Source organism: Photobacterium lipolyticum, from assembly GCF_003026475.1.
GTDB lineage: Bacteria > Pseudomonadota > Gammaproteobacteria > Enterobacterales > Vibrionaceae > Photobacterium > Photobacterium lipolyticum.
Map to the genome: position 1 here is coordinate 137,455 of NZ_PYMC01000009.1, position 25,989 is coordinate 163,443.

At 45.5% G+C, this 25,989-nt stretch carries 15 protein-coding genes and 2 pseudogenes; 6 read left to right on the plus strand and 11 right to left on the minus strand.

Translation table 11 applies throughout. The features are described 5' to 3' along the window. Positions 1-2: 2 nt before the first annotated feature. From C9I89_RS13895 to C9I89_RS13915, 5 genes are all read right to left on the minus strand, one after another. Positions 3-368 carry a DUF2784 domain-containing protein gene (locus C9I89_RS13895; RefSeq protein ID WP_107283936.1) on the minus strand — a complete coding sequence of 122 codons (366 nt, stop codon included), beginning with the start codon at positions 366-368 and terminating at the stop codon, positions 3-5. Positions 369-507: 139 nt separating this feature from the next. Further along, a complete protein-coding gene (gene putP / locus C9I89_RS13900; RefSeq protein WP_107283937.1) occupies positions 508-2,004 on the minus strand; it encodes a sodium/proline symporter PutP in 1,497 nt (498 codons plus the stop codon). 165 nt (positions 2,005-2,169) lie between these two features. Next, positions 2,170-2,865 (minus strand): proline dehydrogenase, encoded by a 696-nt coding sequence (locus C9I89_RS13905; RefSeq protein ID WP_107283938.1) that lies wholly within the window; start codon positions 2,863-2,865, stop codon positions 2,170-2,172. A 34-nt stretch (positions 2,866-2,899) separates the two neighbouring features. After that, the gene (putA, locus tag C9I89_RS13910; protein WP_107283939.1) at positions 2,900-6,025 is read right to left on the minus strand and encodes a bifunctional proline dehydrogenase/L-glutamate gamma-semialdehyde dehydrogenase PutA; all 3,126 of its coding nucleotides are present in this window, start codon (positions 6,023-6,025) and stop codon (positions 2,900-2,902) included. A gap of 404 nt (positions 6,026-6,429) precedes the next feature. Beyond that, complete coding sequence (locus C9I89_RS13915; RefSeq protein WP_107283940.1) at positions 6,430-7,215, minus strand: AraC family transcriptional regulator; 786 nt, start codon at positions 7,213-7,215, stop codon at positions 6,430-6,432. Positions 7,216-8,644: 1,429 nt separating this feature from the next. Here C9I89_RS13915 and C9I89_RS13920 point away from each other — a divergent pair. Then, on the plus strand, positions 8,645-9,355 hold the full coding sequence (locus C9I89_RS13920) for a helix-turn-helix transcriptional regulator (RefSeq protein ID WP_107283941.1): 711 nt from the start codon (positions 8,645-8,647) through the stop codon (positions 9,353-9,355). 249 nt (positions 9,356-9,604) lie between these two features. Then, positions 9,605-9,775, plus strand: a complete 171-nt coding sequence (locus C9I89_RS13925; RefSeq protein ID WP_107283942.1) for an addiction module component — start codon at positions 9,605-9,607, stop codon at positions 9,773-9,775. A 109-nt stretch (positions 9,776-9,884) separates the two neighbouring features. Here the strand turns inward: C9I89_RS13925 and pdxH are convergent, their stop codons facing one another. Continuing rightward, positions 9,885-10,520, minus strand: coding sequence for a pyridoxamine 5'-phosphate oxidase (gene pdxH / locus C9I89_RS13930; RefSeq protein ID WP_107283943.1), 636 nt, complete (start codon positions 10,518-10,520; stop codon positions 9,885-9,887). A gap of 242 nt (positions 10,521-10,762) precedes the next feature. On the opposite strand from pdxH, the gene C9I89_RS13935 reads away from it, so the two are divergent. From C9I89_RS13935 to C9I89_RS22970, 3 genes and pseudogenes are all read left to right on the plus strand, one after another. Further along, positions 10,763-12,565: a sensor histidine kinase gene (locus C9I89_RS13935; protein ID WP_107284007.1), complete on the plus strand. Its 1,803-nt coding sequence runs from the start codon at positions 10,763-10,765 to the stop codon at positions 12,563-12,565. Beyond that, on the plus strand, positions 12,565-13,917 hold the full coding sequence (locus tag C9I89_RS13940) for a sigma-54-dependent transcriptional regulator (RefSeq protein WP_107283944.1): 1,353 nt from the start codon (positions 12,565-12,567) through the stop codon (positions 13,915-13,917). Before C9I89_RS13935 ends, C9I89_RS13940 begins: the two co-directional genes overlap by 1 nt. 238 nt (positions 13,918-14,155) lie before the next feature. Continuing rightward, positions 14,156-15,345, plus strand: a pseudogene (locus C9I89_RS22970) (IS91 family transposase). An 850-nt stretch (positions 15,346-16,195) separates the two neighbouring features. Here the strand turns inward: C9I89_RS22970 and C9I89_RS13950 are convergent. Further along, the gene (locus tag C9I89_RS13950) at positions 16,196-17,863 is read right to left on the minus strand and encodes a tannase/feruloyl esterase family alpha/beta hydrolase (protein ID WP_107283945.1); all 1,668 of its coding nucleotides are present in this window, start codon (positions 17,861-17,863) and stop codon (positions 16,196-16,198) included. Between the two features lie 470 nt (positions 17,864-18,333). Here C9I89_RS13950 and C9I89_RS23060 point away from each other — a divergent pair. Continuing rightward, a pseudogene (locus tag C9I89_RS23060) lies at positions 18,334-19,519 on the plus strand (IS91 family transposase). A gap of 362 nt (positions 19,520-19,881) precedes the next feature. Here the strand turns inward: C9I89_RS23060 and C9I89_RS13965 are convergent. The 4 genes from C9I89_RS13965 to C9I89_RS13980 all read right to left on the minus strand — a co-directional run bounded on the left by C9I89_RS13965 (position 19,882) and on the right by C9I89_RS13980 (position 25,855). Beyond that, positions 19,882-21,540: a flagellar assembly protein A gene (locus C9I89_RS13965; protein ID WP_107283948.1), complete on the minus strand. Its 1,659-nt coding sequence runs from the start codon at positions 21,538-21,540 to the stop codon at positions 19,882-19,884. A 578-nt stretch (positions 21,541-22,118) separates the two neighbouring features. Next, entirely contained in the window at positions 22,119-22,511 is a 393-nt protein-coding gene (locus C9I89_RS13970) for a hypothetical protein (RefSeq protein WP_107283949.1), read from the minus strand. A gap of 347 nt (positions 22,512-22,858) precedes the next feature. Next, positions 22,859-23,599, minus strand: coding sequence for a phosphatase (locus C9I89_RS13975; RefSeq protein ID WP_107283950.1), 741 nt, complete (start codon positions 23,597-23,599; stop codon positions 22,859-22,861). An 18-nt stretch (positions 23,600-23,617) separates the two neighbouring features. After that, on the minus strand, positions 23,618-25,855 hold the full coding sequence (locus tag C9I89_RS13980) for a tRNA(Met) cytidine acetyltransferase TmcA (protein WP_107283951.1): 2,238 nt from the start codon (positions 25,853-25,855) through the stop codon (positions 23,618-23,620). Positions 25,856-25,989: the final 134 nt, after the last annotated feature.

Below are 25,989 nucleotides of genomic sequence, written 5' to 3' on the forward strand. Positions count from 1 at the left end.
CCTTATCTTGTCTTCAGCTTATAATAGACGAAAGAATAGATACCGAGATTAATCACCGCGGCAACCAAGCCAAACATGATTTGCAGATTGAAGTTTAGCGCGGCCGGATAAATAATAGGGATGATATAGTGCTCAATAAATCCTCCCGTATAACCCTCGGTACCCACTGCATGTCTCAACTGGTTTTCCAACGGGGTCAGCGGGCAGATCCAGCCCTTAAAGCTGATCAGCAAAACCCAGATGGCCGCGGGAAAGTGTACAAAAACCAAATAACTTCGCCAAATCACCAGAAGTCCGCCCAGTAGCGAAAAAACGATAAACAGCAGGTGCACGATCACAACACAATCGGCCAGAATTCGGTAAATCATGGTATTCACCTCCTAATTTTCAGTCTGGTGTTACCCGCTCAACTTAGCCATTAATCTGGTTAAAAAAAATGCCAGTCCATGTGGACTGGCATTGTTATAACAAAAACCTTTTAACTCAAACCATCTGGTTTAAGTAAGCTTAATCCAGCTCAACAAGGTTCTTTTCAAATTCATCGAATTGCTTTTGTACCTTGATAGAAGGCTCGCCGGTTGTAAGGCTAACTATCACGACTGATAAAGTCGCAAAAATAAAGCCCGGTACAATTTCATACAGGTCGAAAATACCGCCGGTGATCTGTTTCCAGATAACCACCGTCAGTGCGCCCACAATAATACCCGCCAACGCGCCATTGCGGTTCATACGCTTCCAGAACAGGCTTAGCAATAATACCGGACCAAATGCAGCACCAAAGCCCGCCCAGGCATAAGAAACCAAACCAAGCACTGTGCTGTCAGGGTTCATTGCAAGTATCAAAGCAACAATAGAAAGAATGATCACCGCTGCACGGCCCACCATCACGATCTCTTCAGTAGACGCCTGAGGGCGGAAGACTTGCTTGTAGAAATCCTCAGCTAGTGCAGAAGATGATACCAGCAGCTGTGAGTCAGCCGTACTCATGATTGCCGCCAGAATCGCCGCCAGTAAAATACCCGCGACAACAGGGTGGAAAATTGAGTTTACCAGCAACATGAAGATTTTCTCGCCATCAGCCAGCTCACCGGCTAATTGGTTATCGACATACAAAATACCAACTAAGCCAACCAAAATTGCACCCGCCATTGAAATGGCAGTCCATGCTACGGCAATGCGACGTGCTGTCGCAATATCACGATTAGAACGTGTTGCTTTAAAACGGGCCAGAATGTGCGGCTGACCAAAATAGCCAAGACCCCATGCCGCCAGAGAAATGATAGCGATGGCAGATAACGGCTGTCCTTTGACATCATTAAACAGGGTCATCAGCTCCGGGTTTTTCATCTCTAATGCAGCAGTCAGATCGCCAACACCACCTTGCATTCCAGCGATGGGGACGATAACCAGTGCGGCAGACATCAGCAAGCCCTGAACCAAGTCAGTCCAGGATACCGCTAAGAATCCGCCAAATAAGGTATATGATACAACGCAAACAGTACCGACAATCACAGCGATGCTGTAATCAAGGCCGAATACGGTTTCAAATAGTTTACCGCCGGCAACTAAACCTGAACTGGTATAGAAAAGGAAGAACAGCAAAATAAAGAATGCTGAAATGGTTTGGATCAGTTTAGATTTATCGTCAAAGCGGCGCGATAAAAACTCTGGCAGGGTCAGCGAGTTATCCGCCGTAATACTGTAAGTGCGCAGGCGCTTGGCACAAATAAGCCAGTTCAGCCAAGTTCCGAGTAGCAGGCCACCCGCCAGCCAGAACGATTCTATACCTGCCGCATAAGCATAACCCGGCAGACCAAGCAGCAACCAGCCACTCATATCAGATGCGCCCGCAGAAAGCGCAGCAGGCCATGGCCCCAGCGAGCGGCCACCCAAGAAATAATCTGACGAGTTTGACGTACGCTTATAGGCAACATATCCAATTACCATCATGGCAATCAAATAAACAATAAACGTTCCTGTAATAGCAAAGCTATTTTCTATCATTGTTGAGTTCCCTCAGTTTTTTGAGCCCCTGTTCATTGCAAGGGCTTTGTTTATCTGCTGAGCTTACAGTCCAGCATATTTACGTCGCAGCTCAGCTCACGGCGAGTTCATTCAATCGCGAATCGAACGAGTGAAATAGCAATGAGCCAAACAGTGACTTAGAAATTAGTGTTCGCCACTCCCCAGCTCCAGCAGAGTGGCATTACCACCAACGGCAGTAATATTGATCGTTCGCGTCCTTTCGGTCACAAACCTCAATGAGTAGGTCGGGCTGCCAATCACGGGTAACGACTCACAATCTGTTTCACAGATCAATTGGGCCAGTAATCCGTCACGCGCAGCCAATTGCCGCGCCAGCGCCTGTGATGTCGATAACTGGCCGGCATAAGCCACACCTGCAATCGCGGTAATGCTGACACAATCAGCAAGCTGAATATTATCAATGGCCGTGATCACACCGCGTGCACAACCCGCTTTCTCCAGTTGTGCGACTAATTCACCCGCCGACAGCGCAAACTCTGACGGCAAGCTCACTAAAACTGTATTACCGGTCACTAATGCGGCGGTGATCTGGCCTATAACAGCGGTAATCGACACATCAGCATCAGCTGTAACAATAAAGACTCCGCGACCAGCACTGTAAAGCTCATTGGTCTCACCTGTCGGGCCCGGCAGCAGCAAGGTTTCACCGACATGCTCTAATGCATTACGGCACTGGAAAGACACCATCGCCCGAGCAGATTGATCCAGTTGCTCTGCCCACCGGTTGAGGATCTGAATGCGCGTTTCATAACCAAGCCCGTTCCAGCCTTCCCATGCAGCCAAGCTGTTACCCACGATTGATTGAATACCTATTGTCATGACTGATTCCTTTTTCAACTTAGATTAACTGCTATTACGCGTTGAACATGTCTTGGGTAAAACGGTACAAATAATGCGGACCACCCGCTTTCGGGCCGGTACCAGACAAGCCCTGACCGCCAAACGGCTGAACCCCGACAACAGCACCAACCTGATCACGGTTGATATAACAGTTCCCCACACGTGCACGTTGCTCAATGTGACAATAGGTACGTTCGTTACGGCTATGTACGCCTAACGTTAAGCCAAAGCCGGTGTTATTGATTTGGTCAATCACCTGATCAATTTCATTCGCTTTAAAACGCACAATGTGAAGGATCGGGCCAAAGTTTTCATTTTTCAGCATATCAATACTGCTGATTTCAAATGCAGTCGGAGCAACAAAATCACCCGCCTTGCAATCATCGCCCAGCGTTGCCTGTGCGATCAGCTTGGCCGTATTTTTTAATGCCTCAATATGCGTCAGCAGCTTTCTTTTCGCGTCAATATCGATCACCGGACCGACATCGGTCCTATGCAGTTCGGGACGGCCAACCGACAGTTCGGCCATCGCCCCTTTGATCAGTGCAACAATACGGTCTGCTATGTCAGCCTGCACAAACAATACCCGCAATGCGGAACAACGCTGGCCCGCCGATGCAAATGCCGATCGGACAACATCACGCACGACCTGCTCAGGTAGCGCAGTACTGTCGACGATCATTGCATTCTGACCTCCGGTTTCGGCGATAAACGGAACAGGTTCGCAATCGCGTGCGACCAGCGAGCGGTTGATCCGTTGCGCGGTTTCTGTCGAACCGGTAAACGCAACCCCCGAAATACGTGTGTCAGATGTCAGCGGTGCACCCACTTCTGCGCCACTACCGGGCAGTAATTGGATCGCGCCGGCAGGCACACCCGCTTCCAGGATCAATTCAATGGCACGGAAAGCAATCAAGGATGTTTGTTCTGCCGGTTTCGCCACCACGGTATTACCCGCAGCAAGAGCAGCAGAAACCTGACCCAAGAAAATCGCTAACGGAAAATTCCACGGGCTGATACAGGCAAAGACACCGCGCCCCTGATAGCTCAGCTGTTTGGTTGACCCATCAAAACAAGGCACCGTTTGTGGTGCTGCAAACTCTGTAGCCGCCTGAACCGCGTAGAAACGACAGAAATCGACCGCTTCACGAATTTCATCAATACTGTCTTGGATGGTTTTACCCGCTTCGCGGTGACACAGCGCAACAAGCTCGCCGGTGTGTTGTTCAAGCAGATCGGCCAGACGCAGCAAGCACTGCGCACGTTCAGCCGACGGCGTTTGCGACCAGCTTGGATAACAGGCCGCCGCCACCTCAACCGCCTGCGCCACTTGGCTCTGGCAGGCAAACGCAACCTGACCGACAGTTTCACCACGATCGTACGGCGCCGTCACCGTATTGAACTCACCGGTCAGGGTTACGCCGTTGACAATCGGCCCCGCCTGCCATTGATGCTGACGAAAGGGCTGTATAGCTTCATTAAACGGACGCCACTGTGATTCAATATCGATGTTAATGCCCGCCGAATTCTTACGTTTGTCAGCAAAAATTTGCGGGGGCAACGGGATCAAACCGTTATGCAATGTGGGACGTGAGCGTAACGTATCGACCGGATGCTCGGTCAAAGTTTCTATCGGGCAGTTTGCATCGACCAGACGGTGAACAAACGAGCTGTTGGCACCGTTTTCTAACAGGCGGCGTACCAGATAAGGTAATAAATCTTTGTGGCTACCCACAGGCGCATAAATACGAACGTTAGCCTGATACATCTCCATCGCATGGTTATACAGCGCGTCACCCATGCCATGCAGACGCTGGAATTCAAAGTCTTGATGATCCGCCATCGCCACAATCGCCGATACGGTTTGGGCGTTATGGCTGGCAAACTGAGGATAGATCACCCCGCGCAGGTGTTCAGACAACAGGAAGCGGGAACATGCCAGATAAGAGCAGTCAGTCGCTTCTTTACGGGTAAAGACCGGATAAGCGGAAAAACCTTTTTGCTGTGACAATTTCAGCTCGCTATCCCAGTAAGCCCCTTTCACCAGACGCACAGGGATCACATCGCCCAGCTCTTTGCTTAGCGCCGCTATCCAGGCCAATACCGGCAGTGCGCATTTAGAGTAAGACTGTACCACCAGACCAAACCGGCCCCAGCCTCGCACCACGGGTGATCGGTACAGTTTTTCAAACAGTTTCAGCGACAGTTCAAGACGGTCAGCTTCTTCGGCATCAATGGTAATGCCGATATTCAGTTCACGGGCGCGCGCTAACAATGCCAGTACCGAGAGATACATTTCATCCAGTACACGCGCTTCATTCGCCACGTCATAACGCGGGTGCAAAGCAGATAGCTTGATCGATACGGTCGGATCCGGAGATTTCCGATTGCTCTGCTTTTGACTGTGGTAATCATCACGCCCAACCGCTTCGATCGCCATAATGTAGTCTTTAAAATACTTCTGGGCATCATGGGCTGTCAGCGCCGACTCTCCCAACATATCAAAAGTATATGTAAAACCTTGATCTCGTTTGTTCTTTGCATTTTTCATCGCTTCTGCAATGGTCCGGCCTAACACAAACTGATGACCCATGATCTTCATGGCCTGATGCATCGCCTGGCGGATCACCGGCTCAGACATTTTATTGACCAGGCGGTTGATCACATGCGAAGGCGTACCATCGGCTTTGACATCCATACTGACCACTTTACCGGTCAGCATCAGCCCCCAGGTTGAGGCATTGACGAACAGGGAGTCAGAATTTTTGAGGTGAGATTTCCAATCAGCAACACTGAGCTTATCGCGGATCAGTGCGTCAGCGGTTGCGGCATCAGGAATACGCATTAATGCTTCAGCCAGACACATCAGTAAAATACCTTCTTTGGTATCTAAGCTGTATTCCAGCAGCAGCGCATCAATCATTTGGATTGCATTTTGATCTGCACGTACGCGTTTGATCAGCTCTGCTGCTTTTTCTCTGGTCTGTTTACGTTCTTGCTCTGAAGGTTCAGCCAAAGGAAGCAGCTGTTCGAGCCACTGTGACTCATCTGCAGAATAAAGCGGTGAAATCAGTTGCCAAATTTCATCCAATGGTCGCTCAATAAACGATGGCTGAAGTACATCTGCCGCATTGAACATAATCATTTCCTCAATAATAGGTCCTGAATTTTCATTCAGTACAAATGTTACAACAATGTTACTATTGAGGGGATTCTATTTTCCGCAGCTCTGATAGTCTTGCTATATTCTCCGATATTTTTTAGAAAAAGTCCGTTTTTTAACAAAATAAGACACAATGCACAGCAAAATATTCAGACTGATGTTTAATTCAGCCATAATTCCGTAAACAATGAATCAAGTAAAAAAAGAGAGAGCTAGAATATTCATGTACAAAAGCAATGACGTAAGATAGGTTTGATCGACGTTGTAAGAAGACCAATCAAGCGCGGCCTAAGCCGCTTACAGCGATTAAAAAAGCCCGCCAACACAAGCGTAATATATTGAATTAAAAGTAAAAAACTTAGCAGCGAGGGAGGGGGGGATTATAAACTGTCTTTTTTAAAACGCGCCGGCGGCATACCATACAGACGGGAGAACGATTGAGTAAAGCTGCTCTGGCTGGCGAATCCGCAGCTTTGTGCCACTTGCGCGAGACTGAGTTGAGACTCGTCCATAAGCTGTTTCGCCATTTCCAAACGTTTTTTCAAAACATACTGATGCGGGGTGATCCCTGTTTGTTCTTTAAACAATAAGTGAAACTGGCTCTCGCCGAGAAACACCAAGCCGGCCAATTGTGTTACCGATATTTTACGAATTAGATGCTGAATTATGTACTGATCGATAACATCCATATCAAGCCGAGAGACAAGGCGATCTGATGCCAGCGGCTTAAAATGCCGCTGCAAGATACACATCAAAGTATCCGTACAGGCTTTGCTCAATAGCAAATCATCCGGGTGAGCCATCATTTCAGCGGTCAGTGCCTTGATCAGATTTTGTGCCTGAGTATCAAGGTGAAAATAGCCTGATTGCTCAAACAAACGTTCCACTCGTTCATTCGCATAAGTGGGTATTGTTTGATCAAGAGAGACGCTCTCAACCGGCAGATTCATTACCAGGATCTCATTTTTCCCTATTCCGGAAAACGCGTGCTCTGAGTCCGCCGTCACCAGACAGCCCTGACCCGGATAAACCAAATTACCATAGCCTTCAATGTCAAATTCGGTCTGTCCCGACAGGCCAATTACGACCTGATTGTAACCGTGGTTATGATGGGCCATCAGTTCAGGTAACACGACAATCTCTGAGGGTTTAAACTTATCGTTCATGTAAAGCAATACAATCCAAATGGAGATAGCTTATTGTCTCAATAACAGCAGCAAGACACCAGCGCGGGCTTACTCTAAAGCTAATGGGTATGCAGAAGCGCCCGGAAAAGTGATCAAGACATCATTTTTTACGGCATTTGTCATTTCAATTTCTTCGATCATGCTACAGCCCTTATTCTATAAGGCTTAAGCGAGATAAGTCCGATTTACCGGATCTTTACCGTTCAATACCAGCAAAGCTGGCCAAAATCATCTTAAACAATAATTATCAATAACTTATAAAAATCACTCACTTGATCATTCTTCCGCATTAAAAGGCTTATTGCTTTCAGAACAAGTTCACATGGTCCGGCAAGCATGATCATACCTTGATCATGTTTCCATCCTTTCAGTGATCATCAAGCAGGATCCCGCTTGATCATCGTTCCAGTTGAAATGACATGGCCCGTTATTTATCTTTACTTGATCATTGTTCCGGCAGTGTGGCCAAGCCCCACACGCCCAGCCGTACCATTTTCAATGAGATATTGTTCTATCCGTCAGTTATCTGTGCCCGTGCTGCAAGCTCGTTTTCTTTTTATCTATTGAGATCCTGCTGTTTTACTAAAGTCAGACCGCTTTTTGGCAGGTATAACGCACCCACAGATGCTACGGTGTACAGTGATCGCCAGGCTCTCAAGCCATTTTATTACTCCAGCAGCAGACACTTGATCATCGCTCTGCTCTTGATCATGTTTTCGGGAGCATTTCCATTGCCCACATAGCAAGACAGCATCATTTATAATGATGACGAGGCACGGTTTCCTCCAATTGTCTTGGCTCCTCAAGCCGCATTAGCGTCAACGACTATTCATCAGTTCCCGCTCAGTTTATTGCCCATGACTATTGTTTTTTATTCGAATAACAAATCATAGAATCAGCATAAAAAAGAGCACAATCTGATTCTATTTTTGTTTATTAAAAAACATAAGGTAAGGCTCATAATAACAACACATAAGCAGCACGTAGAGTATATGGTGGGAGAATACCTTCGCGGCCACGCCTCACAATAAAGAATAATTGTCAATAGGTGATTTCCCCCCTTCTTTGTTAGGGCATGCTTCGTTATAGTTTCTCTCGTAGACAGGGAACGCACTTCACTGTTAACTGTCTGCAGTATCCAGCATTGGATACATGCCAATGAAGTTTCTTTGATGTAAACCCTCATATCAAAGCGTCAAACTTAATTGGATACCTCTTCTACACGTCGTACAGGATTGTGCTCTTCGGAGTCAAACTCTTGTCTTTGCCGGTCTTTTAGACCGGCCTTTTTTTTACCAATATACACTATTATGTCTAATAATCCGGCACACACGTAGTGTGACATTTACCCTGCCTACTAAATTATCTACAATCAGATTCATCTGAGCGATAGCGTTAGGCGAGACCAGTGAAAGACAAAGTCGATCCATCCCTTCTACATATTTTTAATCAACTCCCTGGTTGTTGGGGATGTAAAGATAAAGACTCTGTATTTGTTTATGCAAATGAAGAATATGGAAAGATTATTGGTGTTGACCATCATTTAGATTGTATTGGCAGAACTGATTTTGACATGCCAAGCCCTACCATAGAATGTGCCGAATCTTTTCGGGAACAAGACTTCCAAGTTATCTCATCTGGACAACGCATGCGGGTACTTGATATTCATCCTTATTCGGATGGAAGCTGGCGTGCACATTTATTCACTAAAACGCCCTGGAAAAGTGAGGAAGGTAAAGTCGTTGGCACTATCTTTTCTGGCGTTGAACTAAAAGATACGGCCATCTTAGAAGTGGGGCATTGGATTTGCAGGGCTGCCGGGCTGAATAAAAGAGGCCAAGCGTCTTTTAGTTTAGATCTTCATAATCAAAATGTCGCGATAAATACCCGTGAATCTGAAGTCCTGTTTCTATTGCTGTACGGCAAAAAGCCGCAATATATTGCCAAGGTACTGAATGTTTCAGTTAAAACCGTTGAGAACTATGTACTTCGCCTGCGCGAAAAGTTTAATGCTAATTCGAAGGGAGAGCTCATCGATCTGGCGTTAGATCTCGGCTTTGGATCCCATATCCCTGAAAGCATGCTGAAAAGCCAACTGTCGGTCATTCTCAAAGAATAGGACACCATATACATAAGAGTTCAGCTAGCATCTAGACGTGATTTGGGTATAACAATGAGCGCCTGTGTTTCTTTTCTGCATAATGAGTTTTACTTTTTGAAAGGGTTTCTTCAAAAAATCATTTTTCAGATCAAATTTACGATCGTTGTTTATTTATACAATCGCTGCGAATGTAATTGGCCATGATTAAAGCATGGTTGTTAGTCGTAACCGAACGGGTTATGTATCAGAATCACTTTGGCAGAAGATATGAAACAGTTCACTATTACTTACGTTGTACATCCGCACTTTAATATTCCGTTTAAATACGAAATTACTGCAAGTAATGAAATTAACTCCATTCGAGATGCAGAAAAAGCGCTGAACGTTCGCCACCCAGAGGGAGTAAGCATTGTTACTTCCAATGAAGCCGCCTTATAAAATAAGCTCTTCAAATAGAACGCCGATACATTATGAACATAAAAAAAGTGTAGCTATTTAAAATAGCTACACTTTTTTATTTCAGACCTTTTTTTCAAACCAAAGCCGCTTAAGGTGCTAATCGTTCAATTGTCCACTCTGATGCATCTTTAGAATATAAGAAACGGTCATGAAGGCGGTGTTCACCACCCTGCCAGAACTCTATCGAATTGATTTTCACGCGATATCCCCCCCAGAACGTCGGAACAGGAACATCGCCCTTAGCAAATTTTTGTTTCAGCTCCATAAACTTCCCTTCCAGCGCCTGGCGTGCTGAAATACGGTTACTCTGTTTACTTGCCCATGCCGCAATTTGACTTTCTTTAGGACGCGATGAAAAATATTTGATCACTTCTAGTGTCGACAACTTTTCCGCTTCTCCCGTCACATGGACCTGACGTTCAATGGCATGCCATGGGAAATGTAAGCTGATCTTAGCATTATGGCTCAGCTGCAGGGCCTTACGGCTTCCCAGATTGGTATAAAACACAAAACCATCGTGATCAAAGTGTTTCAGTAAAACAATACGCTGGAAAGGCTGTCCATTTTCATCCACAGTCGCGACGGTCATCGCGGTAGGATCTGCAATTTTTGCAGCAATCGCTTGTTTCAACCATTTGGCAAATAAAGGCAGCGGCTCATCTGGTAAATCATGACGACGTAACCCACCTTGCGTGTACTCACGACGAATATCAGACAATTCCATTGTTATCTCCGCTTATTTAACATTAACCGATATGGCATTGACCGAAATTGTGCGCTTTGCTTATTGGAAAAACAAGTATCTTGCAGTTGTTTGAGTGTATCAATTACTCAGCACCGCCACTTATGTCTTTTTGAACAATTTTTTTTCCGGAGATGGAAAATATCGAATCTCTGCAAGCCAGCTCGTGTTTTCGCATTGCGAAGTTTGCTAATTTCACTTCTAAAAATGATCGGAAGGATCCCGTGCAAAAGAACAAATTTCTCACCCTTATTATTCTTCTCGGCCTGATCCTAGGTGCGCTCATCACCAACATCACCTACCAGCAGGTTAAACAACACTTATCAGAGCGAATTACGAATGATGTCAGGCAACTAGGTGAAAAACTCGATGCGCAGCTAGCTCGATACAGCAAGTTGCCAGAAGTCTTAGCCAATGATCCACGCCTGTTATCGGCACTCATGGTTAATGCCCCTGCCGTTGACCAATACCAGAAAACCAGTTTGCTGCTACAAGAATGGGCGAACAGCTTAAATGCCGATACAATTTATTTGATCAACCGCAGCGGTGATACGCTGGCGGCCAGTAACTGGCAAAATGAAGGCAGCTTTATCGGTCAGAATTATGCTTATCGTCCTTATTTTCAAGATCCGATGGCAGGCAAACTCGGTCAATACTTTGCTTTAGGTGCCCACTCAGATAAGCGCGGTTATTACTTTTCAGCCCCGATTTACCAACTCCAGCAGATCATAGGGGTGCTGGTGATCAAAGTTGATCTGTCTTTGGTTGAAGATATCTGGCAATACGATCAAATCGAATATGCCATCGCCGATCAACTCGGCGTGATTTTTTACAGCTCCGAAGACAGTTGGCTATACCGCTCGCTGGTCGTGCTTAACGACGAACAAAAGCAACAGGTCTTCTCTTCCCGCCAATACGGCCAGACTAAGCTGGAGCCATTGAGTGATTTGCCTCGCCTGACTGAGTTTAATCAGCAGGAAATCAGTAATATCACTATCCCCAGTATCAATCAGAGCGAAGCCTTTCTGATCGCCAACCACAATATGGAACAGGCGGGATGGACAATTTATGGCTTCAGCCCAATCAACACCGCTTATCAATATGTGGTCCAGGCACTGTTTGTCTTCACGGCCTTTTACATGCTGCTTTGTCTGGCTGTTATGTCCTGGTTTCAGACCTTCACAACCAAAAAAGAACTGGCACAGCTCAATGATAAGCTTGAAATACTGGTAATTGAACGTACCCGCAATTTGATGGAAACCAACCAGCAGTTACGCGATACCATTGAACAATACGAACGCAGCCAGGCTGAACTAAAACAGACCCAAAGCGAACTGGTACAAGCGGCCAAGCTAGCGATGCTCGGAGAGCTGTCAGCAAGCATCAATCATGAAATTAATCAGCCCCTTGCAGCAATGCGGACGTACGCGGAAAATACCCGTAAACTGTTGCAAAAAAATCGTTATGAGGCCGTCGCCAGTAACATTGATGAAATTGTCAACCTGAACCAGATGGTGTCAGACATTATCTCGCGATTCAAAGTCTTTGCCCGTAAAACGACCGAGAACAATAATCGCACGGTAGCGGCAGACTCTATCCGCTCGGCCGTCAGCCTGCTGCGTAATAAATTAATCAAGCACGGCGTGGTCTTACGCCTTGGTGAGCTGCCTTCCGAGCTGCTGGTTCGCGCTGATGCGGTTCAATTTGAACAGGTACTGGTTAACCTGCTACACAACGCCATTCAAGCCCTTGGCGATTCACGTTCCCCGCAAATTGGAGTTCAGTTAGAACCCTTAGGGGATATGGTTGAAATACGGATCTGGGATAATGGTACGGGCCTGGATGACGATCAGAAAAAACGGATTTTCACGCCTTTCTTCACGACTAAAAATGAGGGGCTAGGACTCGGGCTGACCATTTCAAGAAGGATCATAGATTCCTTCTCCGGTAGCCTGACCATTGAGGATCATAATACAGGTGGCGCAGAATTTGTCATTACCCTGCCCCGCTGTACCGAGGATGCATAATGAACAAGCAAGTAATTTTTATTGACGATGAGAAGCCAATCCGCGTTGCATTGGGGCAGACATTAGAACTTGAAGACTACGACGTAACGCTATTTGCCAGTGCCAAGCCGGCGTTAGAGATGCTGGAGAACCACTTTCCCGGCGTTATCATCTCCGATATCAATATGCCCGGTATCGATGGGATCACCTTTTTAAAACGCGCGCTGGCTATCGATCCCGAACTGTCGATCATTCTCCTGACCGGCCATGGTGATATCTCGACCGCTGTCGATGCAATGCGAAACGGCGCCTATGATTTTCTGGAAAAGCCTTTCTCAACAGAAAACTTACTCGATGTTGTTAAACGAGCTGGCGATAAACGCGAATTGGTGCTGGAAAATCGCGAATTAAGACGAGAACTGGAAGCACAAAGTGGACCTGGCCCTCGTATTCTCGGTAATAACCCGAAAATCAAACAATTAAGAAGGATCCTGACGCACATTAAGGACACGCCAGCAGACGTGATGATCCATGGTGAAACAGGAACCGGTAAGGAGCTCGTCGCACGTTTCTTGCACGATCACAGCATTCGCCAGGATAAACATTTTGTCGCCATTAACTGTGGTGCTATTCCTGAAACCATGATTGAAAGCGAGTTATTTGGTTATGAATCAGGGGCATTTACCGGCGCTCAGAAAAAGCGAGTCGGTAAAATTGCTTATGCCGATGGCGGTACGCTTTTTTTGGACGAAATAGAATCAATGCCAATGCTGTTGCAAATAAAACTATTGCGAGTCTTGGAAGAGCGCAAAGTTGAACCGTTAGGCACCAACCAGGCCATCGATCTTGATATCCGAATTATCGCGGCAACAAAGCAGGATCTCAGGCTGATGGGCGATCGCGGTGAATTTCGCCAAGATCTTTACTACCGTCTGAATGTTGTCAGCGTTGACATTCCGCCCTTACGGGATCGCAAAGATGACATCCCGTTGCTATTTCAGAACTTTAGCCGTTCTGCCTCTACCCGCTATGGCATCGAGCCGCCAACGATTAGTCTGGAACAACAGCAAAAATTGCTGGAACATGACTGGCCGGGAAATGTGAGGGAGTTACGCAACCTGGCTGAACGTTTAGTCTTAATGGGCGATACCTCAGGCCTGAATGATAATGGTCAAATCAGTGATGATCCGCTTAACCTCACCTTGACAGATCGGATCAATCAATTTGAGTTTACGTTACTTTGTGATGCGTTAAAACGTCATAATGGCCGTTTAAAAGAAGTTCAGGAAGAACTCGGGCTCGCGCGTAAGACCCTGTACGACAAAATGAAAAAGCACGGTATTGATAAAGACGATTTCAAGATAACTCACTAATGGCTAGTCCCTGTTAACGGCCACAATGTTAATGGGACTGGCGCAATAGAAGCCTATCGGTTTGAGGCAAACCCTGAACACTTTGGATACTGCCACACAGCGTTCAGCTTAATTGCCCGTGATAGTTCCACAACGAAAGTAATCAATTGTGGTTCAAGATAGGACACCTACGGTGTCAGCAGTCACGCTGTAAGCTCATCATTCCCATAAAGAATAGTGAGCGCTATAATCCTTCACTATGTACACTCCTCGCCCCCTAAAACTACTCTACCTAAGAAACAAAGCCTGGTACCACATCACTCAACGCTATATCGACATCCGGGATGTCGTCATGGAAAACGTCACGAAGATGTTAGCGTGTGGCACGCTGGTCATGGGGAGTCGTACTTACACCTGCAGCAATGGCCGCTATTTGCACACGAAAACACTGGGCAACACCTGTAAAAGTCGCGCCTGCAATTCTTGCGGGGTGAAATGCACCAACCAATGGATAGCAAAACAACAATCCATATTACCCGACTGCGAATGGCAACATATCACGTTCACCATGCCCGACATTCTGTGGCCAATCTTCAAATCCAACCGTCATTTACTTGAGCATCTCTTTCGTTGTGCCAGCGACGTATTACTCCATTGGGCAAAACAAAAAAAACATCGATGTTGGAATGTTCAGCGCTCTTCATACCTTTGGTCGCCAGCTGACATGGAATACCCACATCCATTTATCGGTCACCCGTGGCAGATTATGCATAAAAAGTGGCAAGTGGAAGCCCATCTATTTTAACGAAAAGGTGGTCGCACAAAGCTGGAAAACCAAGATCCTGACCTTATTACGCCAGCAATACAGTCAGTTGCTATTACCAGAGGCGATGGTCAATCAAATTCGTGATTATCAGGAATGGAGCTGGTATTTAGACCCGCTTTATAACCGCTACTGGCGAGTGTTTTTTGCGAAGAAAACCAAACACGCAAAGCAAACCGTGAACTACCTGGGGCGCTATCTAAAACGACCACCGATAGCCGCATCGCGGCTTAAACATTACGATGGAAAGATATTACGTTTGTATTTTTGAACCATCGAACCAACAGTATGAGACAGACACGCTGACGCAGGAATCGATGATCCTGCGTATCAACGATCATATCCCCGAGAAGCATTTTCGAATGCTCCGTTACTATGGATTCTTGTCGAATCGTCGACGAGGAGAGCAGTTACCGTTGGTTTACAAAGCGTTAGAAATGGACGTGGAGCCTGCACTGACATTGAGTTTTGCGGCCTTGATGAAAGAATTCACGAATATCGATCCCTACGCGTGCATCTTATGCGGTGGTCGCCTGGTATTTAACACTTACCACCGGGGTTTATCGACCTCAGAACTCATTCATCATCAGCGTTCGCTGGCCCTGATGAGGCCAATTAGAACGTAATGTAGGGTAGATCTATTCAAAAATGGGAAGTGGTTATTTTTGGCACAAAAAGTAAGCCGAAAGTAACAGTTTGTATGCGCTTCGCGACCACTCGTTCTCATTTCATTACTCATCGTCTACCTCATGCAGCCTATCTTGATGGTTAGATCATATTGAGTTTCCTAACCATCAAGATTGGCTGCCTGCGGCAGCAGTTACGTTGCAAGCTCATTATTCTGATAGATAATAGTGAGCGCTATAATTCCTCACCATGTACATACTTCGTCTTCTAAAACGACTCTCCCTAAAAAAACAAAGCTTAGTGCCACATCGCTGAACGCTATAACGATGTTTTCGATGTCATCATGGAAAACGTCATGAAGATGTTAGCATGTGGCTCGCTTGCCATAGGGCGTCGTACTTACACCTACGGCAATGATCGCTGATTGCACACAGTTCATAGCGGGTCTTTGATGCTCATACATCCGCCAAACTGAGTGTTTGAGAAAGTGGAAATTGACCATTCTCCACTGGATCTGCTATTGCAACGCTATAACGCACTTTCTTGGGAAGATGTGGTGAGAAATGGGCGTTTCCTCATTCCGTACTCTCTGGTTAACATCAATCAATCTTTGACAGGTATAACCAGATATTAGTACTACTTATTTCAATAAATAAGCGATCTCAGGCTGTAATACCTGAGATCGCCGGCTTGATATTACGACAATTACGATTTATTGCCGAGTAGGATCGAGCAGGGACAGCAAACCAAAACAGACTAACAGAGCAGCTTTTGAGGTCAAAACCCTCAATAAGGTAATACCACAAGCATTACTGTTGTGCACAGCCCATTTCCTTTTAGGGATGTTTTTTATTTACAGGAGTACGAATCGAGTTGATTTGGATCTCCTTTACCGTTGTATCGGGCAGTTTTCGGGTATGGACACAACGGCTGTTTTTTGTCTGGGAACGCTTTAGCTGATGCAGTCAAATAATCTGGTGCTTTATTTTGTTCAACCCAGTCTTCAATCGCTTGCAAAGGATCAAAATCATCCAATGCAGGGCCACCTCCACAGTGAGTCATACCTGGAACCATAAATAGACGGGTCCATTCCTGTTGGCGTGAAAAATCACCATGATCTGTGTTTTGCAGGAGGCGCTGATACCAGTTGATAATGTCATTGGCGGAGAATACCGGATCGGAAAATCCATGGAATATCAACATTTTACCGCCACGAGATCTATAAGTATTCATGTATGTTGATAATGCATCATGCAGTGCGCCTGTTTCTTTTGTTTTCACAATATCTGCATCGAAATCGAACTGGGTGACCTTCATATCCGGAGCGGGAGGCGTCATAAAATAATTAACAAGCGCGCTAGCTCCCATCGTTGCATTGATCGCGTTTGGTTTATTTGCATCTGTTGATGTACCCAGTTTCCAAACTCGCCAGCCAATGGAAGATATGCCTGCGTCATATGGCCAACTGCTGTAAAGCGCTTTGCCCTGACTATTGTGCGCACCTTTAAATATTTTATCGATGGCAGCAACTTTTTCGGATGATAAGCAATTGTCTGTTTCACCTTCTTTTTTACACTGCAATACATCCAATTTGAAATCACATTCTGGATAGTTGTTGATTATGCCGTCTTTTATACCATCTTTAGCATCACATTGTTTCAGAACAGCCTGACTAACCAAATGTAGGTCATGATTGGTCAGCGCCTGAGAAAGAATGGGATTACCTTGTTTATCTTTTGGGGCAATGCTGAGCAACACCTGAGTATCCCATGCTTCTGCCACAGCTGCTCGGGTTAGATGAAAACCGGCATTCCCAGCAACCACGCCATCAAATTCAGTGGGATAGCGCTGTGCAGCAATCATAGCTTCTCTTCCACCGTTTGAACATCCCATAAAATAAGAATGGCGACTTGGTTCATCGTAATATTTAGATATCAAGTACTTGGCCTGATCTGTCACCTTGCCTACAGCGGAATAGGCAAAGTCTAGACGTGCCTGTTGGTCAGCAGCAAAACTGAGATCCAGTCCTTGATGGCCACCATCCATTGAGACAACGGCATAACCCCGGGCTAGTGACGGTGGTGCTGATGATCCACTGCTCGGGATACTGCCAATAGCCTGTGCGAGAAAACCATCTGTTCCGCCCCCACCTTGAAACATAAAACGATTTTGCCAGTTATCAGGCATACGCAGTTCAAACTGAATACCGTAAGGTTTGCCATCACTCCCGGTTCTCGCACCGATGGTGCCTTTGACAAGGCAATGTGTAGGCAAGTCATGATTGGCACCACTTGCCCCTGTTAATTCACGCATTGGGTCTTCGCCTGATTTTCCGGCTGTAACCCGTTCTGTATGTGATATCGTAACATTTGGCAGTGTTACTTTTTTCATTGAATTACAATGTACTGCTGTAAAATCTTCAGCAAACACTGTGCTACTTAGTGTTGTTGCACATATTCCTACCGATAAAATCCAGTGATGTGCGCTGTTTATCTTCTGTCGTTTGATTATGTTCATCCAATCCCCCTTTCAGTGACAGTATTGTTCACCTGAATAACCGTATGTTTTAGATATTCGCTAAGTATAGTGGCTTGATACATCATTGTAGGCTATGAGGGCAGTTTGCTGGCTGCACGGTTAATTACCTCTTCATTGTTGACTGCGCAATTGCGAACGAAGGTGATACAAAAATAATCATTCTTATCTTCTACACAACTCTTCGTCATTAACCTACTCAATGATTCTGGATATATTAGAGCTATTTTTTTAGATAAAAAAACCTAAATTTTGGATGATATAAAACTACTTTTTAGATGTATTTCTAGTGTCAATGTATTAGGTTTTTAAATTATGGGCATTGGGGTGCGTTTGGTAATAACACAGTTTAAGCGTCTTGAACGACGTACTGGGAACCAAGATAGGACACCTACGGTGTCAGCAGTCACGCTGTAAGCTCATCATTCCCATAAAGAATAGTGAGCGCTATAATCCTTCACTATGTACACTCCTCGCCCCTAAAACTACTCTACCTAAGAAACAAAGCCTGGTACCACATCACTCAACGCTATATCGACATCCGGGATGTCGTCATGGAAAACGTCACGAAGATGTTAGCGTGTGGCACGCTGGTCATGGGGAGTCGTACTTACACCTGCAGCAATGGCCGCTATTTGCACACGAAAACACTGGGCAACACCTGTAAAAGTCGCGCCTGCAATTCTTGCGGAGTGAAAAGCACCAATCAATGGATAGCAAAACAACAATCCATATTACCCGACTGCGAATGGCAACATATCACGTTCACCATGCCCGACATTCTGTGGCCAATCTTCAAATCCAACCGTCATTTACTTGAGCATCTCTTTCGTTGTGCCAGCGACGTATTACTCCATTGGGCAAAACAAAAAAACATCGATGTTGGAATGTTCAGCGCTCTTCATACCTTTGGTCGCCAGCTGACATGGAATACCCACATCGATTTATCGGTCACCCGTGGCGGATTATGCATAAAAAGTGACAAGTGGAAGCCCATCTATTTTAACGAAAAGCTGGAGAACCAAGATCCTGACCTTATTACGCCAGCAATACAGTCAGTTGCTATTACCAGAGGCGATGGTCAATCAAATTCGTGATTATCAGGAATGGAGTCGGTATTTAGACCCGCTTTATAACCGCTACTGGCGAGTGTTTTTTGCGAAGAAAACCAAACACGGAAAGCAAACCGTGAACTACCTGGGGCGCTATCTAAAACGACCACCGATAGCCGCATCGCGGCTTAAACATTACGATGGAAAAGATATTACGTTTGTATTTTTGAACCATCGAACCAAACAGTATGAGACAGACACGCTGACGCAGGAATCGATGATCCTGCGTATCAACGATCATATCCCCGAGAAGCATTTTCGAATGCTCCGTTACTATGGATTCTTGTCGAATCGTCGACGAGGAGAGCAGTTACCGTTGGTTTACAAAGCGTTAGAAATGGACGTGGAGCCTGCACTGACATTGAGTTTTGCGGCCTTGATGAAAGAATTCACGAATATCGATCCCTACGCGTGCATCTTATGCGGTGGTCGCCTGGTATTTAACACTTACCACCGGGGTTTATCGACCTCAGAACTCATTCATCATCAGCGTTCGCTGGCCCTGATGAGGCCAATTAGAACGTAATGTAGGGTAGATCTATTCAAAAATGGGAAGTGGTTATTTTTGGCACAAAAAGTAAGCCGAAAGTGACAGTTCGTATGCGCTTCGCGACCACTCGTTCTCATTTCATTACTCATCGTCTACCTCATGCAGCCTAATCTTGATGGTTAGATCATATTGAGTTTCCTAACCATCAAGTGCTGAATTGGAGTTACCCCTCACGACGTTCATACTCAATGAAGCGAGGAGTAGAAATCAATTCTGCCGCGATTTTCGTCAATCAAACCAACGAATGCCAGCAAGAAGACTATTTACAGTGTAAATTCAACAGGGAAAATGGAGCATGCCTCACCTTATTTACAGTGTAAATCATGCTATGGAAGGGATCATAAAGGGGCTAATTCAAGGATCTGTTCTTTGTAGACAATTTTACACGGCCCATGTTCCTGGCTCACGTTCATTACTAATTTTTCAAGTCGACAACTCACACCAGTATACAGATGGTTAAACGCCGTAATGGATACAGTCTTGCGTAACACGTCATATTCACTCTTCAAACAAGTGTAATGCGCTTTTAGCGATTTAATTTTCTCTATATGTCGGGTTCGTGTATCAATAACTTTCTGCACTAATTCTGCCGGACGCTGTGATGATGGGATCTTCAATAGTTTATACTGCGCATCACGGATTTTCCCCATTTGTTCCCGTTCATGCTCAAGAGACTTATACGTATCAGCCAACTGACGACGCAACACATGATAATTATTGAAGGCGGTAATTTCGGTTTGTACTCCCGCCGTAGCGCCGATATTAACGGCTTTAACACTGTAACCGGCATTGACACTGCCGCCACTTAATGTGCCATGGCGTTTTGACGGATCGAAAACCGTCACTTCCCCTTGTGTCCGAATCTGGCAATGAAGCGCATGGAGTGAAAAGGCCACATCTTGCCCCGCATCAATCTCAACATACTGAGCAAACTTGGCGGTAACTTTTCCTCCCGCCTTAATATAACAGGCGAGGTCCTTATCTTTCTGCTGTTGCCTGCCGATAAGGCCGTCTGCAACAACAATATCACCACCTGCCTTGAGCTCAGCTAATTCAACCACGCCGCTGATCGTAATACTGCCTGTCGCTATCACCTTCATGCCAGTCATGACATCGCCATTAATCACCACACTACCATCAAAATTAACATGCCCGGTACTGACATTGACTCCCTTAAGTATCAGTGCATCATCAACTTGCATGCCATTACCTTTGATGATCGGCATGCCGGCTTTTGACGCTACCAGCAGGTTTTCATTAATATCACTGATTTCAGTACCTTCACCCACATCAAAAGTGAACTCTTTACCCGGTATGGCCGCAAGTTCGTTACCAATAACATTAAAGCCGGCCACCCCTTTTGTTGCGGGAATACGGCGCATAATGGCCTGGCTCGCTTTTACTGTTACCATCTCCCCCAAATTTCGCATATCTACGCGGCCATCATTTGTCGCCTGTGGCCGCAACACACGATGACTGGCATCGTCAACTAATGGCTCGAACTGGCTATCGAGCCCATTCTCCGGAAGTCGGCCAAAAGCAACAGGTAAAGTAAACTTCTCACCAGGATCCAACTCGTGAGCTACGGCTAACAGTTCCTGTAGTTGATTTTTCCGAATACCTTTAATGATGTGATTTTCTTTCAGTGCGTTAACAAGGGTATTGCCTGCCACAGGCTCGCCGCCATAAGCACCGACAACCGTGATTGAGGCCGTCATTGAGTCAGCTTCCGTTTTTACCAAAAGCGTCGCATCTCTTTTTTCAGCAATAAGTAGACTTGTCGGCTCAATTTTGGTGTCGTCTGCTACCGGTGAATTTAAGATCTCCAACGCAGATTCAATCGCATTCTCAAACAAATAGAAATTACTTGCCTGATGATCAGCGATAGCTGCATAAATGTCGGCACGTTTGATTTCCATCACAGAACCTTGCTGTGGTTGCACAAGGATAGAAAGGCTGTGACCATCTTGAGACAGCTGTAGAAGCTGTTGCGACATAGAGAAACTCCTTTCACTCTAGTGCGATATTTGAACCATAAGGACGGTTATGTAAGGTAATGATACTCAGTGAAATGATGCAACCATTTTAACCTATTGTTGGACACTAGATGTAGAAGTGAGTTCACAATTCAGATAGAGACGGAATGATTTAATTAACTATATGCTCAATATCGTTGTTAAGGCATGGGTGTAGAGTTGATAACATGAATAGCTATTCTAAAATTGACTGCATAAACAACCCAATATTGAACAAAATCATCCTCGCGAGACTTACAGGAAACATAACCGACATCAACACAAAAATAAATGGGTAGTAATGCCCCGTAACAATTTAAACGTTGGGTCACTAACTACTCATTAATTTTTAAGTAAAAGTGCTCTGTAGATTATCCGGAGCGTAACTAATTGAAACTAAACAGATAAACAACTCAAAAGGCTGCCAATAAATATTGGCACAATAATCGCTATGAGGTAGGGAGATAACAATCTAGGACCTCTGCATAAACTTGCTGTTCTTCCCCCGATTATGACAGCAGGTTCAGTCCTTTTTAATGCCCCGAAGCTCGGGGCTTTTTTTAAATGATGTCAGAAACCAAAAACGTCAGTTCTTTGTCTGTTAACCAATTATTTTGATGGAACTCGTAGCAAAACAAACCTCTGCTAATAGCACTCGAACACTGCTCGGTGAGATAACCATCAAGAAGCGGGATCCCTTGCAGGCTCAATTCATAGGAAGCACTCACATCCATCGGAATTGCAGAGTCTAGAATCATGCTTTTTTTACTTAAACGAACAACAGAGACCCTGGCCCCGACATCATAGAGGTTAGAGTCGGTGTAGATTGCATGCTTACGAATACGAGCCGCCAGACCACCATTATTCAGAGTGTAACTCAGGTTGGTACGAAAAGAATGGACAGGTTCAAATAACCGCTTTAGCGCTTTGCTTTGGACTTTTACTAAGCTCATAACACCCCCTCGCGACAATCATTTCCTTATCTAGGCTCAATAATAAATACGATCAATCGAGAATTATAATGTTCAGTCCAAACTGTCTCTAACATGACAATTCAACTTAAAATCCGAATAAAATGAACACTATAAAAAAGATAACGACCTAAGACTTTTAACTCTAGACTAAAATTCTAGAATAGGTGAAATCCAGTATTGATAATTTCGCTCGCTGTAAATTATTTTGTCTTGTTAAACATTTCGTTTAAAACAAGTGTTTTACAACATGAGAAGGATTTACAGTGTAAACCAAGCAATGGGGTTACTAATTTACACTGTAAATAAGTAAGGAAAGCAGGAAGACATTAGAAAACAGAAAATTCAGCAATGCCGTGTTGACCACGCTCTTGAAGGAAGTCTAGAAAACATTTGGGATGATGTGTCACTACACGTTCTGTCGGAAAATTTACTTGCTTAAGCAAATGACGAACATGGGTGAAATTACCAACATCATCGGCAAAATGCGCATCCGAGCCAGTGGTAATTCGCCCTCCCACTTCTTTGACAAAAGCGGCTATATCTTCACAACGAAGCTCGCTTCCTTGACGGGAACCACAAAGTGACGAGTTATTTATCTCAATCAATACATTATGTTTCATCGCTGCGGTGATGACAGCTTCAAAATCAAAATCAAAATTGGGATTGCCAAGATGACCAATCGCATGGATACGCCCAGACGCAATTAGATTGAGCAAAGCCTGAGTGTGAGTTTCTTTGTCAACGGGACGAAACACAGGCTCATGAAGGCTGGCAATAACCCAATCAAGCTGATCGGTAATACGCGGGTCAAGATCGATGTCACCATCAATATTGATAAGATTTGCCTCTACACCACGCAAGATACCCACACCATGAAGAAAACGAGGCAACACTCGCTGATTAGCAAAATGCCAGAAATGCGGTGCGCCAGGCATTGTTGGCGCGTGGTCGGTTACGCAAAACAACGCCAGGCCTTTTTGTGAAGCAGCCTGTGCATTCTCTAAAACCGTACTATAAGCATGACCACTTGAAATAGTATGAGTATGTGTATCTACCAAAAACTGCATAATATCTTTTTCCTACCATTAACACTGATATGATTGAGCAACGAGATCCCGTAATGCTTGCTCTGCACTTCTGCGGCTAGCATAGCCAAAACGTTGAACAATCAATTCCCAACTTTGCTTTTGCAGCACTTTTGCCACGGCCATTTCTGTGACTGAATTTAATTCGAATGAAGGCTGACGAAGAAACTCAGCCAGCCAGACTTCCAGACTCGCAACAGCCAGATCGTACCCCAAACCTCCACGGATATAACTCATTAACTGTAACCTTACCATGGGGGACAAGACAACATCCCCGAACGGATCATTATCGCAGGAAGCAACTGCGCGTCGGTATGAGGCACTATGAGAAAGAGAGTATTGATAAAGAGGAACAAAAATGTCTGCTTCTAACATCCGGAATTGTTCAACACGCTGAACTAAAAAATTGGCAGCAAACAAAGCGACGGCAGTATCGAACCAAGACAATGAATCCACAGATAAGGGCAGTACGGCTAACAGCGAATGGGCACCACTCGCGGCATCCTTGAGGATCCCTAATCGAACCGGCGAATACCCCGCTTGCTGCCAGAAAGAAAGCAGGTCACCGACAACACCAAAACTGGTACCCAAATAGTCCAAAGACTGATCGTCAGCCCACTGTCTGACATGGGCTAACAGAGCCGTGCCGATGCCACGTTGCAGGCAATCAGGATGCACGGCAATTCTGAGTATACGTGCGCATCGTTGGCTGGCACCTTGAACTAATCCAATATGTGCTGCAATAGATTGCGCCAATAAATGCCCCTTAGGACGACGTTTTCCCAGCATGATTTGTTCAGCAAACTGCTCATCAAACCCACCTTCAAGAGAGAGCAAACAGCAACCGACGATGTTGCTTGCAGCCAAATCGTCTTCTGTCTGGGAGTGTTGCCCAGAGCATAAATCTGGATACGTGCTACTGATTGGCTCCACAATCTCAGCAACCACAAGGTGCATGGCTGGATCGTCAAGCAACTGGCTAATATCAGACGGCGTCGTCTGATAATGGGCATTGACCAACAAACCAAATAACTGATTCAAACGCCGCTCGTCACCAATCAACGACTCCGTGGATAACACGCGATATCGGACCTGACAAGATCCAATCGCAGCAGTAACATCGGCGGGATCGGCTTCTAACAGCAACGCCTTAAACACCCATTTTTCCAGTGGATCGTGTCGGGACCAGCGGATCGGCAGGGACAAACTGTACTGACGCCATTGCGGTGCATGGCGCTCTAACTGCTGACGAAACTTAATCGCAAATCCGCGTCCTGTCCCTTCATAGCCGTGAATAGTCGTAGCAAAGGTAATCCGATTATATCGAGTCAGCATCTGTTTCAGCAGGGGAGCCGGTATCGCCGCGGCTTCATCGACAACCAAAAAATCTATCTCAGGCTTATCAACACCCTCGTCCATAGATAATAAGGCATCAGGAGCAATAAACATCAGCTCACTGTTTTGGTATTTGAGATTTTTCTGCTGATGAAAAGGAATATTCAGGGATCGGGCAGCTTGAGCAAACAAGGTATTGGCATTGGCAAAAGCCGGGGACGTGACGGCAATTTTGATGTTTCGCTCGCGCATCAAACTGGCTGCCGCAATACCTAGAGCCGATGATTTTCCACGGCCTCGATCAGCCGTAAGCACCAATGGTCGTTTTCGATGTCCGGTCACAACCCGCCGAATCGCCTCGACTGCATTTTTTTGCTCCAGGGTCAGACAACCAAACGTCTCATCAAAATAGTCCGCATCTGCAATACCTGGCATTGGCAGCAGTGGCAGCGAACAATTTAACTGATCATCAGCAAAAAAAAGGCACTGTCGGAGATGCAAGACATCAGGCTGTGCGAATAAATGGGCTAACCGTTGAATGAATGGGAGCTGTGCCTGTGCTTGATCAAACCAAGCGTGCGGAACCATTAACAACAACAGGCCACCGCCGGTCACCGTGCCGGATAACGCCCCAAACGCATCCGCATCAAAACCAAGATGCGCATTATACACCAGACAATCCGTTTCCTGTCCCAGCAGCTTTTTTGCTTTTTTCAATGGCAGTGAGGCAATGTGATCAGGGGCATTATCGCCAGCCCAGAACGTCCGGTGATAGTGAGATAAAAAAATCTGACTGGCCTTAGTCGCCCAATTAAGGTCGCCATCTAACACCACTAAATAACGGCAATTGGCCTCTTTTGCCTGAGCTGCTAACCGAGAAGCAAACTGATAAAGTTCCGACATGATGATACTCATTATTTAATGGATTTGGTATTTAACTACAACACCGCGATCATATACCCAAATCCCTTCAAGATGCAGCCAATAAAAAAAAACCACGCTAAAAAGCGTGGTTTTATGACTAAGTTCGATTCATT

Bases quoted from the DNA above. Each gene is read 5' to 3' on its own strand.
- C9I89_RS13895 (WP_107283936.1), bottom strand. From the start codon at position 368: ATGATTTACCGAATTCTGGCCGATTGTGTTGTGATCGTGCACCTGCTG.
- putP (WP_107283937.1), bottom strand. From the start codon at position 2,004: ATGATAGAAAATAGCTTTGCTATTACAGGAACGTTTATTGTTTATTTG.
- C9I89_RS13905 (WP_107283938.1), bottom strand. From the start codon at position 2,865: ATGACAATAGGTATTCAATCAATCGTGGGTAACAGCTTGGCTGCATGG.
- putA (WP_107283939.1), bottom strand. From the start codon at position 6,025: ATGTTCAATGCGGCAGATGTACTTCAGCCATCGTTTATTGAGCGACCA.
- C9I89_RS13915 (WP_107283940.1), bottom strand. From the start codon at position 7,215: ATGAACGATAAGTTTAAACCCTCAGAGATTGTCGTGTTACCTGAACTG.
- C9I89_RS13925 (WP_107283942.1), top strand. From the start codon at position 9,605: ATGAAACAGTTCACTATTACTTACGTTGTACATCCGCACTTTAATATT.
- pdxH (WP_107283943.1), bottom strand. From the start codon at position 10,520: ATGGAATTGTCTGATATTCGTCGTGAGTACACGCAAGGTGGGTTACGT.
- C9I89_RS13940 (WP_107283944.1), top strand. From the start codon at position 12,565: ATGAACAAGCAAGTAATTTTTATTGACGATGAGAAGCCAATCCGCGTT.
- C9I89_RS13950 (WP_107283945.1), bottom strand. From the start codon at position 17,863: ATGAACATAATCAAACGACAGAAGATAAACAGCGCACATCACTGGATT.
- C9I89_RS13965 (WP_107283948.1), bottom strand. From the start codon at position 21,540: ATGTCGCAACAGCTTCTACAGCTGTCTCAAGATGGTCACAGCCTTTCT.
- C9I89_RS13970 (WP_107283949.1), bottom strand. From the start codon at position 22,511: ATGAGCTTAGTAAAAGTCCAAAGCAAAGCGCTAAAGCGGTTATTTGAA.
- C9I89_RS13975 (WP_107283950.1), bottom strand. From the start codon at position 23,599: ATGCAGTTTTTGGTAGATACACATACTCATACTATTTCAAGTGGTCAT.
- C9I89_RS13980 (WP_107283951.1), bottom strand. From the start codon at position 25,855: ATGTCGGAACTTTATCAGTTTGCTTCTCGGTTAGCAGCTCAGGCAAAA.